The sequence below is a fragment of the Streptomyces sp. 17_S59 genome (assembly GCF_056930295.1).
On record NZ_JBXOWD010000001.1, the window covers coordinates 4,210,905 to 4,223,973 of the forward strand.

A 13,069-nucleotide genomic window follows, 5' to 3' on the forward strand; every position below is an offset into this window, starting at 1 on the left:
GTCCGGACCGTCGCCGTCACCGTCGCGGTCAGCCCTTGCTGACCGCCGCCAGGATGTCCGGCAGCCGGCGCGCGGCCTGCGGTGCCGCGAGGCGCAGCCCCGCCCAGGCGATCAGCAGGCCGTAGGCGGCGCCGGCCGGCACCAGGGCCCACAGCAGGCCCGGCGAGTCCGCCGAGTGCAGCCACACCGCGAGCGCCACGACCGGCACGCAGAGCACCGCGCCCGTCAGTGAGCCGAGCATCAGGCTCAGCCAGGCGATCCCGCCCTGACCGGGCGCGACGTTCTTGAACGCCCCCTCCTGCGGGATCGAGTACGGGAAGCGCACCGACGCCATGGCGCCCGTCGCGAACAGCGCGCCCACCAGCGCCAGGCACAGCCCCCACACCATCGGCATGGCCCGCCAGTTGCCCGTGATCCCGGCCGAGACGAGCACGACGAGCGTCACGTACGGCAGGGCGATCAGCGTCAGGACCGCCGTGCGCGAGCGCAGCTCGAGGTAGGCGTCGCGCGGGGAACTGATCGTCTGCATCACCATCCAGAACGCCGAGCCGTCCTGCCCGAACTGGTTGTACGTCTGGAGGCCGAGCATCGTGGCCGCGAAGAACGCCCAGTAGATGCTGCCCCTGCCCTGCGCCGCGTTGACGAGCGGCAGCACCAGGCCGATGAGCAGCGAGGACACCCAGGACATCCGGGCCTTGGGGTCGCGCGCGAGGTAGCGCAGCGAGCGGAACACGACCGCGCCGGGCCGCCCGGCGGGCAGCAGCCGGGCCGCGCCGGTGCCGAAGCCGGTTCCGGTGCCGGCCTTCCCGGCCGGCTCGGCGGCGGGCAGGGTGGAGGCGTCCCCGGAGGTCATCACCCCGGCCAGGCCGCGCTGCCACCACCACAGCACCGCGGCGAGCACGGCCGCGGACAGGGCCAGTTCGGCCGCGGCGAGTCCGTACGAGCCCTCGCCCGCCGCCCGCACCGCGTCCAGCGCGGAGCCCGGCGGCACCCAGCGCAGCACGTCCGCGACGGGCTCCAGCCGGGCCAGGCCGCCGATGGCGTTCAGCTTGGACATGCCGAGGTTCACGAACTGCATGCCCACGGCGATGATCAGGCCGCTGAGCAGGGCCATTTCCTTGCCCTTGCGGCTGGTCAGCAGCCGGACGTTGGCGGTCGCGACCGCGCGGGCGAACGCCAGGCAGAGCAGCAGCGACAGCACGGTGGCGGGCACGCCGACGAGGAACGCCACGGTGCCGTGCGCCGTCGCGATCACCGAGCCGACGAGCATCAGCAGGGTGAAGGCCGGGCCGATGCCGACCAGCGAGGCCGCCAGCAGCGCCACCACCAGCGGCGCCGTCCGCAGCGGCAGCATCACGAGCTTGGAGGCGTCCAGGGTCTCGTCGCCGCCGGGGAAGAAGAGCGGTACGAACGCCCAGCCCAGCGCCAGCACGGCGGCCAGCAGCACGGTCAGCGCCGCGACGTGGTCGTGGCCGCGCAGCGCGATCAGACCGAGGAGCTGGAGCGCCCCGAAGAGCGCGGTGAGGACGATCGAGGTGATGTAGACGGACTTGCGGCCCGACGACTGGCGCAGGCCGTTCCGCAGGAGCGAGAGCTTGATGCGGACGAAGGTGCCGATCAGGGAGGGTGCCGCGGTGCTCATCGGGCGGTGCCGCCCAGCCAGTCGAGGTCGTCGCCCGAGGACCGGCCCCGGGCGCCGACGAGTTCCAGGAACGCGTCCTGGAGCGTCGGCGCGTCCCCGCGCACCTCGGCGATCGGACCGTGGGCGCGGATGCGGCCGGCGGCCATCACCGCGACCCAGGAGCACAGCGACTCGACCAGCTCCATGACGTGGCTGGAGAAGACGACCGTGGCGCCCGAGGCCGTGTAGCGCTCCAGGACCTTGCGGATGGTCTGGGCCGAGACCGGGTCCACGCCCTCGAACGGCTCGTCGAGGAAGAGGACTTCGGGGTTGTGCAGCAGCGCGGCGGCCAGGCCGATCTTCTTGCGCATGCCGGTGGAGTAGTCGATGACGAGCTTGTGCTGCGCGCCCGCGAGGTCGAGCACGTCGAGGAGCTGGGTGGCGCGCTTGTCGGTCTCGTCGCCCGGCAGCCCCCGCAGCCGCCCGGTGTAGGCGAGGAGTTCGCGCCCCGAGAGGCGCTCGAACATCCGCAGGCCCTCGGGCAGTACACCGATGCGCGTCTTGACGGCAGCCGGGTCCTGCCATACGTCATGGCCGGCGATCTCGACCCGCCCCGAGTCGGGGCGCAGCAGTCCGGTGACCATCGAGAGGGTCGTCGTCTTTCCGGCGCCGTTCGGCCCGACCAGGCCGATGAACTGTCCCGCCGGTATCTCCAGGTCGATGCCGGCCACCGCGACCTGCTCGCCGAAGCGTTTCCACAGGCCCTCGATGCGTACGGCGGCCGCCGTGGATATTCCGTCCCGTTCCACTGCTCGTTCCTCGATCCCCGTGCTGTTGCGTGGTGCTGGGTGAAGCTGCGGGGAACGGAACACAACCCCGCCCCCCGGGGCCACCCTAGGGGGTGCCCCGGGGGGCGCGAGGGGCGGGCGCTCGGGTGCGGTCGTCAGCGGCTGCGGCTGAGTGCGGCCTCGCGCCCGCAGGCGTACGCCAGGGCGCTGACCAGCTCTTCCGCATCGGGCAGCCAGCGGTTGGCGGCCGTGGGCTGACGTGCCCACTGGACGCGGCCCCGGTTGCCGATGCGGGTGGGCGGCGCGACCACGTAGCCGCCCTCGCCGCGGGCCACCAGGTCGAGGGAGGAGGGCGCCCAGCCCAGCTTCCGGATGTGGTCGGGGACCTTCGCCGCCCCGCCCGGCAGCACGAAGAACAGCATCCGGCGGAACGGGGTGCAGGTGATGGGCCCCAGCGGGATCTCCATGCGCTCCATGCGCGCCAGCGCCAGGAACCCGGCGGACTCGGAGACGTCGATCGCGTCGAAGGTACGGCCCGTCGGCAGCAGGATCGAGGCCCGCGGCTGCTTCGCCCACATGCGGCGCGCGGTGGACGCGCTGCCCGTGGCCTGGGCGGCCCAGTCGGGGCGGGCCGGATGGGCGCCCGGGGCGGGGCAGCCGAGGTCACCGCACGAGCAGCGCTCCCGTCCCTCCACGGCCTCCAGCCAGGTGCCGGCGAATACGTCCCAGTGACGGTCCTCCGCGTACCTTGCCGCGGCGTCGAGTACGTGCTCGGCGCGTTGTTGGGGGATGTGCGGGGCTCCTACTCCGATGGTCTCTTCCACGTTCATCACAACTCCCGCTGTCACCAGGGGTTACGGCTCCGGCGGACCCTCCTCGCAACGGGCGGCGACAGCACGCGGGGCGCACGGATGCATGTACGGGGGCGCAGGCGGGGGTTCGCCGCCGCGAAGGGGTAGCCACCTGGGCGGCGGACGCTGACCTAGGTCATTGCCGCTATTGATGTCAATACCGGCAAGTCCTGCATTCTCCGCATATCAGGGGGGCAAAGATCACAGGAGAAGGCGTTCACAGCCGTACCGGCTACTCCGCATCTCGCGGTTCTCATCGCGAACGCATAGCAGTCCCAGGGGGTAAGAAATGGCCGCACGGCCACTCGTGGCGCGACAGCCGAACGAACGGCTGCAGGCGCTCATTCAGGAAGCCGGCTGCTCCAATGCCGGGCTGGCCCGCCGAGTCAATATGTGCGGTGCCGAGCACGGGCTGGACCTCCGGTACGACAAGACTTCCGTAGCCCGCTGGCTGCGGGGGCAGCAGCCCCGGGGCCGGGCGCCGGCCGTCATCGCCGAGGCCCTCGGCCGCAAGCTGGGCCGCACGGTCACGATCGACGAGATCGGCATGGCCAACGGCAAGAACCTCGCCTCGGGCGTGGGGCTCCAGTTCTCCCCGACCGTCCTCGGCGCCATCGAGCAGGTCTGCGAGCTGTGGCGCAGCGACGTGGGCCGCCGCGACTTCCTCAGCGGGACGTCGGTGGCCTCCTCCGCGCTCGTCGAGCCCAGCCGCGACTGGCTGATCACCGCCGCCGACGCCCAGGTCGCGCGGAGCGCGGGAGCGCGCGTCGGCCCGTCCGACGTCGAGGCCGTCCGGGCCACCACGGAGGCGCTCGTCGAACTCGACCACCGGTACGGCAGCGGGCACGTACGGCCCGTGGTGGTCCACTACCTCAACAGCGTCGTCTCCGGGCTGCTGGCCGGCTCGTACCGGGAGGCCGTCGGCCGCGAACTCTTCGCCGCCGTCGCCCGGCTGACGGAGCTGGCGGGCTACATGGCTGTGGACACCGGCCAGCCCGGTCTCGCCCAGCGCTACTACATCCAGGCGCTGCGGCTGGCCCAGGCCGCGGGCGACCGCGGCTACGGCGGCTACGTCCTGGCCGCCAGCATGAGTCACCTCGCCGCCTCCCTCGGCAACCCCAGGGAGATCGCACAGCTCGCCAAGGCGGCGCAGGAGGGGGCGCGGGGGCATGTGCCGCCCCGGGCCGAGGCGATGTTCTACGCGGCCGAGGCGCGCGGCCACGCGCTGCTCGGCGACGCCCGTTCCTGCCAGGTGGTCGCCTCCCGGGCGGTGTCCCGGCTGGAGGCCGCCGACAACGGGCAGGATTCCGGCGACGATCCGCCGTGGATCCGGCACTTCGACCGGGCGTACCTCTCGGACGAACTGGCGCACTGTCACCGTGACCTGGGCCAGGCCGAGCCCGCGCGGCGGCACGCGGAGGACGCGCTGGCCGTGCATCCGCAGGGCCGGGTGCGCAGGCGGGCGATCGACCTGCTGCTGCTGGCCACGGCACACGTCCAGCAGCGCGAGGTGGAGGAGGCCTGCGCGACGGGCACCCGGGCCCTGGAACTGCTGGGCACCCTGCGGTCCAACCGCGGTTCGGAGTACCTGGACGACTTCCAGCAGCGGCTGGAGCCCTACCGGGACGAGCCGGTGGTAAGGGAGTTCGGGGCGCGGATGGAGTTGCAGGCGGCATAGGAAGTGGCCCCAGGGTCCGGACCGACGGTCCGGGGCCTGGGGCGGCCGGGAGCGACAGGGGTGAACGGGGCGAATTGGCGGTACTTGGCCGAGTACTGGGGCGACCCGGTAGCGTGAGCCGCCGGTTCCGTAAGTCCCGTTACAGCCTGAGGAGTCCCGGTGACGCAGAGCGGACAGGGGAACGAACCGCAGCATCCTGCGGTCCCGCCCGCGCCGCCAGTGCGGCCTGCCCATGATTGGGCCGACCCCTGGGGTGGCGCGACCAGGAGCACCCCGCTCCCGCCGGAGGCCCCGCGGGGCGCGGGCGACGCGGAGGCCACGGCGCTGCTGCCCCCGCTGGGCGCGCCCCCGATGCCGGGCGGTGCTCCGGTTGTGGGTGGTGCTCCTGCGGCCGGTGGTGTGCCGATGCCGGGTGGTGCCCCGATGCCGGGCGGTGTGCCGCTGCCGCCTCCGCCGTACGCGCCGCCGACTGCCGGGACGGACGCCGAAGCCACCGCGCTGCTGCCGCCCGTGGGCGGAGCCGGCAACGGAGGCATGCCCGGCATATCCGGCACGCCCCTGACTCCGCCTATATCGCACCGAGTTCCCGAATTCTCCTCGGAAGCCACGCAGTTGGTGCCGCCGCGGACGGACGCCGAGCAGGCCACCCAGTACTTGCCGCCGATCGTCAACGCGGACGAGGACCGCCTCGCTCCGCCCCGGACGAGCGACGCCGAGGCGACGACCCTGCTGCCCCCGCTGAGCGCATCCCCGATGCCGGGTGCTTCGATGCCCGGCGGCGCCCCGCTGCCGCCTCCGCCGTACGCGCCGCCGGGCGGCACACCTGCCGATGCGGCCCCCACGGCCGTCATCCCGCCGGTCCGGGCTGCGGGTCCGGGCGGAACGAACCCTGCCGCGCCGGGTGCCGGCGTGGACGCGGCGCCCACCGTCGTGGTGCCGCCGGTCGGTGCCGATGCCGGTGCCGGCTCCGTCAACGTCGCCACGCCCTACAGCGTGATGGCCCCCGCGGGCGACCGTCCGCCGCCCGCCGAGTTCGACACGCTCTTCCGCGCCGCTGCACCGACGCAGCAGCTGCCGCCCGTCCCGCCCCCCGCGCCGGCCGGTCACCGTGCGCCGCAGTCCCCGGCGTACTCCGCCCCGATGGCGGCCCCGGCGCCCGTACCCGGCGGGCCGGGCACGCCGCAGGGCCCGAACGCGCCCCGGGGCGCCCAGGGCGGTGGCCGTGGCCCCGGGCGCAAGAAGTCGCCCGCCGTGCTGATCGCCGCCGTGGTCGCGGGCTGTGCCGTGGCCGGGCTCGGCGCAGGCGCGCTGCTCAGCGGCGGGGGAGACGACAAGGGCGGCAAGGAGAACACCGCCGCGAGCACGGCCCCCACCGCGCCCTCGACGGACAAGGGCGACGACGCCACCGCCAAGCCCGAGCCGTCCAAGCCCCAGCAGTCCGACGACCCGGCCCTGGCCCAGGCCAAGGCGCTGGACGCGCTGCTCAAGGAGAGCAGCAGCAGCCGGGACGCCGTGATCAAGGCGGTCGACTCCACCCGGAACTGCAAGGACCTCGACAAGTCCGCCGGGGACCTCCGCGACGCCGCGGGCCAGCGCAACGGCCTGGCCTCCCGGCTCGACCAGGCGCAGCTGGACAAGCTGCCCAACAACGCGGACCTGAAGGCCCAGCTGTCCAAGGCGTGGAAGTCGTCGGCCTCGGCGGACAGCCATTACGCGGCCTGGGCGGACCAGGCCAAGGGCAAGAAGGGCTGTATCGGCGGCCAAGCGCGCCCGAGCAAGGACAGCCTCCTCGGCGACCGCGCCAGCGCCGACGCGACGGCCGCGAAGAAGCGGGCCGCGGACCTGTGGAACCCGATCGCGAAGCAGTACGGGCTGACCCCGCACGACTGGTCGCAGCTGTAGCAGCCGGAGGGGGGACGGCGGCGCCGGACGGTAGGAACGTACGATCGATTGCTGTGCAAGGTTCGGAGAAGTCTTCCCGTCGCGGCCGCCGCTCGACCACCATGGACGGCATGCCGCTCAATGACATGCCGTGGTGGCGCTGGCGCACGAACGTGCGCTCCGCGCTGCACATGCTCTCGGACCCGGTCTTCCAGCGTGAGTGCTGGCTCGCCGGGCTCGATGGCTACGGAGATGTGACCGACGCCGTCTACCGCCTGGTCGAGGACACCTGGCTGGACAACTGGTCGGCCGAGAAGTACGTCGGCACCGTCTTCCGGGACTCCGGGGAGGCCGCGCTCGTCGACGTCGCCGTACTGCGGGTCTTGCGGATCATGCACCAGGTCGGGGCGGACGCGCCCGTCTCGGCGTTCCTCGAGCACCACGGCTGGCCGGAGGCGGTACGGGCCGCACGCGAGGCACACGCAAGGCTGGCCGTGAACGACGGGGACGACCCGGACGTGCAGCCCCGCTCGCTGGCCGTTCTCGCGCATCTGACCCGGATCTGACCTTGGGCGTGGGGCCGTGGCCGGTCGGGAGGGGCCCGCGGATGTGCGACGCTATTGGGCTATGACCACCGAACAGGCCCAGCAGTACGTCCTCACCCTCTCCTGCCCGGACAAGCAGGGCATTGTGCACGCGGTGTCCAGCTACCTCTTCATGACCGGCTGCAACATCGAGGACAGCCAGCAGTTCGGTGACCGCGACACGGGCCTGTTCTTCATGCGCGTCCACTTCGGCGCCGAGGACCCGGTGACCCTGGAGAAGCTGCGGGCCAGCTTCGCGGCCGTCGGGGACTCCTTCCACATGGACTGGCAGATCCACCGCGCCGACGAGAAGATGCGGATCGTGCTGATGGTGTCCAAGTTCGGGCACTGCCTCAACGACCTGCTCTTCCGCGCGCGGATCGGGGCCCTTCCGGTGGAGATCGCGGCGGTCGTCTCCAACCACACGGACTTCGCCGAGCTGGTCGGCTCGTACGGCGTCCCCTTCCACCACATCCCGGTGACGAAGGAGAACAAGGCGGAGGCCGAGGCGAAGCTGCTGGAGCTGGTCCAGGCGGAGAACGTCGAGCTGGTCGTGCTCGCCCGCTACATGCAGGTGCTCTCGGACGACCTCTGCAAGGCGCTGTCCGGCCGCGTCATCAACATCCACCACTCCTTCCTGCCGAGCTTCAAGGGCGCGAAGCCGTACCACCAGGCGCATGCGCGCGGTGTGAAGCTGATCGGCGCAACCGCGCACTATGTGACGGCCGACCTCGACGAGGGCCCGATCATCGAGCAGGAGGTCGAGCGCGTGGGCCACGAGGTGAGCCCGGAGCAGCTCGTGGCGATCGGCCGCGACGTGGAGTGCCAGGCGCTGGCGCGCGCAGTGAAGTGGCACAGCGAGCACCGCGTCCTCCTCAACGGCACCCGGACTGTGGTCTTCGCGTAGTGAGCCGGGCCGGGGGCTCGGCCCCCGGCTACCGCCGCGACAGCGAAGCCGTCGCGTACAGAACGTCGCGCACGGCCTCCGCATCACCCAGCGACCCCGCCGCCGCTTCCCCCGGCACCACATGCCCCGCCGCCAGCCGGCAGAACTCCACCCCGTCCAGCGCCACATGCGCCACCTCGCCCGCCGGCGTCCCGACCGACCCCGGTGAGTCCAGCGCGATGTACCAGTGGCCACCGCCCCGGCCCTCGATCTCCAGGTGCAGCGCCCGCCCCGGAGTGCCCGCCAGGACGAGCGTGCGCGCGGGCGCGGCCAGCCCCGCCCGGCGCCGGGCCGCGATCACGGACGGCAGCAGCCGCGCGGCGAGGTCGATCATGCGGTGGAGGTGGGACGAGGACGGCGGCTCGTACGGGTAGTCGACCGCCTCCGCGATGCTCTCCGCGTGGACCCAGCACTCGAAGGCCCGGTCGAGGAAGGCGTCCCGCAGCGGCAGGCTGAACGGCCCGTACTCCACGGGGGCGTCGGCCACCCCGCCGTCCGCGAAGGAGACGGTGCGTATCAGCGCCCGTCCCTGGTCGCGCCAGGCGGCCCGCACCTCTCCGGGCCCCGTTTCCGCTGCCGCTGCCGCTGCCGCTGCCGCCTCGCCCGCGCCGTCGTCGGCCGTCCGCAGCCCCAGCGTGCCCGCGACGAGCCCGTCCACGGCCGTCAGATGGCCGATCACCCCGGCCACCGTCTCCTCGCGCTCCACGGCCCGCCGCCCGTCGAACCGCGACAGCCGCACCGGCACCCGCCACTCCGCCTCGCCGATGTCGCGCAGCAGCGCGTCCAGCCGGGAGGTCTCCGCCTCGTAGGGCGCGGCCCAGGGCGGCACGGGGATCCGGGCGGGCCTGCGGACGAGCGCCCCGGCGAGGACGCGGGAGCGCAGCGCGGGGTCGAGGTCGAGGCTGTCCTCGGGGTGCAGCAGGGCTACCGCGTCGCGCAGCCGCAGGGCCTCGTCCGCGCAGGAGGCGCAGTCGGTCAGGTGCTCCTCGACGGCGGCGGTCTCCTCGGCCGAGCAGGCGGCCAGCGCCCAGGCCCCCAGCAGGGACTTGAGCACCGGGTGGGGCCGGGGAGCAGGGCGGGACGGGCCGTTCACCGCACGGCTCCGAGGAAGCCGCCGGGCGGGGAGACGGCCCGGGCCCGGGGGCCGTCGTGGGCCGTGGAGAGCAGCTGGAGCCCGAGCCGCAGCCGCCGCCGCGCCTCGTCCTCCGTGACGCCCAGCCGGGCCGCGGCCTGCCGGTAGTCCAGCCGCCGGAAGTAGGCGAGGTCGAGCGCCGCCCGCAGCGGAGCGGGCATGGACGTGACGATGTAGTCCGCGCGGGCGGCGGCGCTGGCGGCGCGCACCTTGGCCTCGATCTCCTCGGGCGAGCGCTCCCCGTCGTCCGCCGCCCTGCGCAGCCGGCTGACGGCGTGCCGGTGCGCGAGCCCGGCGAGCCAGGAGCGCAGCGGGCCCTGTCTGGGGTCGTACTCCCCGGGGTGCTCCCAGATGTGGCCGAAAACCTCGCGCGTGACGGCGTCGGCGCCGCCCTCGTCGCCGAGGACGCGGTGGGCCATGCCGTGCACGAGGGAGGCGTAGCGGTCGTACAGCTCGCCGAGCGCGGCGGCCTCGCCGTGCGAGAGCCGCTGCTGCATCCTGCGGTCCCACCGAGGTGGTGCGTCGTGACTCATCCGGCCCGGCCCCTCCGTACGCGCTCCTGCACTTCTGCACTGCTGTACGCCCCACTGCCGAATCTATCGGCAGGGTCGGACAGCGCACGAGCGTTTGGGATGAAACCCGGAAAGGTGGACCTTCGGCACGGCTGCGCATGGTATGGCCGTCGTCACTTTGGGTGGATATCCGATCGAGCGGGGCGATCGATACTGATCGATGCTGGTCACGGGCGCCCGAATGTGCCGATGTGTTATGCGGGTGTGACCGGATCTATGGGGATTGGGGCTTCCGGCGGGGCATAGGCTCAACAGCGGTCGGCTCGCACCGCGTCCGGGACGGGGGTGTTTCACGCGGCGCGGCACGGGGGAAGCGCCAGGCAGCCCACACCGCGGAAGGGTCCATTCCATAAGAACAGTCCGAGTGAAGGGGCTCGAGCGCGTGACGTTGAAGGTGTCGGAGCACGAGCGGGGGGACTGGGCCGTGCTCCAGGTCTGCGGCGAACTCGATCTGGTGACCTCACCGGCGGTCCGGCAGCATGTGCACGACGCTGTCGCGGACGGCCGGCGGAGTCTGGTGCTCGACCTCGGCGAGGTCCGCTTCTGCGACTCCAGCGGGGTGGGCGTGCTGATCGCCGCCCGCCGGCTGATGCGCTCCTGCCAGGGCCGGCTGCGGCTGATCCTGCCCGAGCGGGGAGCGGTGGACGGCTCGCACGTCAACAGGGTGCTGGCCGCCCTGGGGGTGCGCAGGCTGTTCGAGGTCTACCCGGACCTGGACAGCGCGACGTCGGAGGCGGCCGACCCGCTCTCGGCCTGAGCTTCCCGGCCTGAGCTTCCCGGCCTGAAGCCCTCGCCCTGAAGGTCTCGCCCTGAAGGTCTTCCTGCTCTAAGGGGCGTCCCGCCCCGGCTCGCCGGGCCCGCCGCCCGCGTCCCGGTGCGTCTCCCGGGGGAAGCGGGCCCGTACGACGAAACCGCCCTCCTCCGTCGCGTGCGCCTCGAGCGTCCCGCCCAGGCTCTGCGCCCGCTCGCGCAGCCCCACCAGGCCGTGGCCCCCGCCCGGCAGCCCCGGCGCCGGCGCGGCCGAGTCCGCCGGGCCGTTGCGGATCTCCACCAGCAGCCCCTCGGGCTCCTCGTCGACCCGCACCCGCACCTTCGACCCGGGCGCGTGCTTGCGCACATTGGTCAGCGCCTCCTGCACCGTGCGGAAGGCGGCCCGGTCCACGGCCTCCGAACGCCCGGCCGCCGGGCCCGAGCGGTCCTCGAAGGCGACGTCGAGCGCGCTCAGTTCGACCAGCCGGGGCAGGTCGGACAGGCTGGGCTGCGGGGTGAGTTCCTCGGTGTCGGCTCCGGCGGCGCGCAGGATGCCGACCATGTGGCGCAGCTCGTCCAGGGTGCGCACGGACAGCTCGCGGATGGTCCGGGCGCCGTCGCGGGCCCGGGCGTCGTCGGTGCTGATCTGCACGGCGCCCGCCTGCAGGCTGATGAGGCTGACCTGGTGGGCGACGACGTCGTGCATCTCGCGGGCGAGCCGGGCCCGCTCGGTGGCCAGCACCCGGTCGGCGAGCAGCCGGTCCTCGCGGGCCCGGCTGCGGGTCAGCTCGTCGAGCCGGTCGGCGAGTTCGCGGCGGGTGCGGGTGAGCAGGCCGAGCGCGATGGGCGTGGCCGCCACCACGAAGGCGTCGACCAGGTTGACGGCCGCCTCGCGCCGGTTGGACAGCGACAGGTCCGAGACCGGGTACGGCAGGAACTGCGCGGCGGCCATCAGCAGCCCCAGCACGGCCAGCAGCAGCCGGCGGGGGCGCCGGGCGGCCACCGTGTACAGCGCGATCATGGGCGCGAGCCAGATGTACGAGAAGTACATGCCCGGCAGCGAGGCCGCGAAGACGGTGGCGGGGAACCGCCGCCGCCACAGCAGCGCCACCGCGGCGAGCAGCGACACCCACAGCCGGAGCCCCGGCGTGACGCCGTTGACCAGCAGCGCGTCCCCGGCCGCGAGGAGCGCGGGCCCGATCACCGGCGCCCAGACCCGCAGCGGGCCGGGCAGCGCGGCCCACCGGGCGCGGAGGGTCACCGCACGCCCCGTTCCCGTCGCGCGGCCACCAGGCCCGCCCGGTCGGCGACGACCGCGGCCTGCACCCGGTTGAGCCCGCCCAGCTTGCCCAGCACCGCGCGGACGTGGTCCTTGACGGTGCTCGGCGCGAGCCCCATGCGCTCGGCGATCTGCGGATTGGCCAGCCCCGCGCCGAGGAGGGCCAGCACCTCGCGCTCGCGCGGCGTCAGGGCGCGCACCGCCGCGGCGGCCGTCGACTCGGCCTCGGCGGCGAGGTAGCCGCCGATGACCGCGCGGGTCACCCCCGGGTCGAGGACGCTGCCGCCCGCCGCGAGCGTGCGCACGGCCCGGACGAGCTGTTCGGGGTCGGTGTCCTTGAGCAGGAAGCCCGCGGCGCCCAGGCGCAGGGCGGTGGCGAGGTAGTCGTCGTTGTCGAAGGTGGTGAGCATGGCGACGGCGGGCGGCCGGGGCCCGGCCCGCAGGCTGCGGAGCACGGTGAGGCCGTCCACGTCCGGCATCCGGATGTCGAGGAGGACCACGTCGGGCGCGCACTCGGTCACGGTGGCCACCGCCTCGCCGCCCCCGCAGTCCGCCACCACGTCGATGTCCGGGGCCGTGCCCAGGATCATCCGCAGTCCGGACCGGACGAGCTGCTCGTCGTCCACCACCGCAACACGGATCACCGAAATTGCTCCCTCTCCCTGCTGTCGCCGTCGCCGGGCCCGTCGCCTTGCCCGTCGTCCGGTCCGTCGGCAGGCCCTCCGGCCGCTTTCCGGCCACCTCCAGCCTGCCGTACCGGCGGTGCAAAGGCGGAGTCTGTCACTCCATCCTTGGCCGGGAACACCCCCGCCGACCGGCGGGGGGCACCGGGACCCGCGGCGGATGCCGGGCGGGCCGCCCGAGGGGCAGAGTGCTGTCCCATGCTGCACCATGCGGAGACCTCCCCCCGGACTCCGGCCCGGTCCCGGCGCGCCCGCGCCGGGACCGGGCACGGGTGCTGCCGACGGCACGGGCCGCCGCGTTCCC

12 protein-coding genes are annotated in these 13,069 nt (G+C 73.8%); 5 read left to right on the forward strand and 7 right to left on the reverse strand.

Translation table 11 applies throughout. From position 1 onward, the window contains the following. Positions 1–28: 28 nt before the first annotated feature. The 3 genes from AC1Z4A_RS19050 to AC1Z4A_RS19060 all read right to left on the reverse strand — a co-directional run bounded on the left by AC1Z4A_RS19050 (position 29) and on the right by AC1Z4A_RS19060 (position 3,239). Positions 29–1,642 (reverse strand): transporter, encoded by a 1,614-nt coding sequence (locus AC1Z4A_RS19050; protein WP_483680376.1) that lies wholly within the window; start codon positions 1,640–1,642, stop codon positions 29–31. Continuing rightward, positions 1,639–2,430: an ABC transporter ATP-binding protein gene (locus AC1Z4A_RS19055; protein WP_483680378.1), complete on the reverse strand. Its 792-nt coding sequence runs from the start codon at positions 2,428–2,430 to the stop codon at positions 1,639–1,641. The genes AC1Z4A_RS19050 and AC1Z4A_RS19055 overlap by 4 nt, the downstream gene beginning before the upstream one ends. A gap of 134 nt (positions 2,431–2,564) precedes the next feature. Beyond that, positions 2,565–3,239 (reverse strand): bifunctional DNA primase/polymerase, encoded by a 675-nt coding sequence (locus tag AC1Z4A_RS19060; RefSeq protein ID WP_483680379.1) that lies wholly within the window; start codon positions 3,237–3,239, stop codon positions 2,565–2,567. A gap of 310 nt (positions 3,240–3,549) precedes the next feature. On the opposite strand from AC1Z4A_RS19060, the gene AC1Z4A_RS19065 reads away from it, so the two are divergent. From AC1Z4A_RS19065 to purU, 4 genes are all read left to right on the forward strand, one after another. Then, positions 3,550–4,938, forward strand: coding sequence for an NsdA family TPR-like regulatory protein (locus tag AC1Z4A_RS19065; protein WP_483680381.1), 1,389 nt, complete (start codon positions 3,550–3,552; stop codon positions 4,936–4,938). A 159-nt stretch (positions 4,939–5,097) separates the two neighbouring features. After that, complete coding sequence (locus tag AC1Z4A_RS19070; RefSeq protein ID WP_483680383.1) at positions 5,098–6,840, forward strand: hypothetical protein; 1,743 nt, start codon at positions 5,098–5,100, stop codon at positions 6,838–6,840. Between the two features lie 47 nt (positions 6,841–6,887). After that, positions 6,888–7,385 (forward strand): SCO4402 family protein, encoded by a 498-nt coding sequence (locus AC1Z4A_RS19075; protein ID WP_483683643.1) that lies wholly within the window; start codon positions 6,888–6,890, stop codon positions 7,383–7,385. A 61-nt stretch (positions 7,386–7,446) separates the two neighbouring features. Further along, positions 7,447–8,310 carry a formyltetrahydrofolate deformylase gene (gene purU / locus AC1Z4A_RS19080; RefSeq protein WP_483680385.1) on the forward strand — a complete coding sequence of 288 codons (864 nt, stop codon included), beginning with the start codon at positions 7,447–7,449 and terminating at the stop codon, positions 8,308–8,310. A 28-nt stretch (positions 8,311–8,338) separates the two neighbouring features. Here purU and AC1Z4A_RS19085 read toward each other — a convergent pair whose 3' ends face one another. Next, the gene (locus AC1Z4A_RS19085) at positions 8,339–9,442 is read right to left on the reverse strand and encodes a maleylpyruvate isomerase N-terminal domain-containing protein (RefSeq protein ID WP_483680387.1); all 1,104 of its coding nucleotides are present in this window, start codon (positions 9,440–9,442) and stop codon (positions 8,339–8,341) included. Further along, entirely contained in the window at positions 9,439–10,014 is a 576-nt protein-coding gene (locus AC1Z4A_RS19090; RefSeq protein ID WP_483680389.1) for an RNA polymerase sigma factor, read from the reverse strand. The genes AC1Z4A_RS19085 and AC1Z4A_RS19090 overlap by 4 nt, the downstream gene beginning before the upstream one ends. 421 nt (positions 10,015–10,435) lie before the next feature. Between AC1Z4A_RS19090 and AC1Z4A_RS19095 the strand changes: the two genes are divergently transcribed. Beyond that, positions 10,436–10,810: an STAS domain-containing protein gene (locus AC1Z4A_RS19095; RefSeq protein ID WP_483680391.1), complete on the forward strand. Its 375-nt coding sequence runs from the start codon at positions 10,436–10,438 to the stop codon at positions 10,808–10,810. A 69-nt stretch (positions 10,811–10,879) separates the two neighbouring features. Here AC1Z4A_RS19095 and AC1Z4A_RS19100 read toward each other — a convergent pair whose 3' ends face one another. After that, a complete protein-coding gene (locus AC1Z4A_RS19100; protein ID WP_483680393.1) occupies positions 10,880–12,064 on the reverse strand; it encodes a sensor histidine kinase in 1,185 nt (394 codons plus the stop codon). Further along, complete coding sequence (locus AC1Z4A_RS19105) at positions 12,061–12,726, reverse strand: response regulator (RefSeq protein ID WP_483680394.1); 666 nt, start codon at positions 12,724–12,726, stop codon at positions 12,061–12,063. The genes AC1Z4A_RS19100 and AC1Z4A_RS19105 overlap by 4 nt, the downstream gene beginning before the upstream one ends. Positions 12,727–13,069 lie beyond the last annotated feature (343 nt).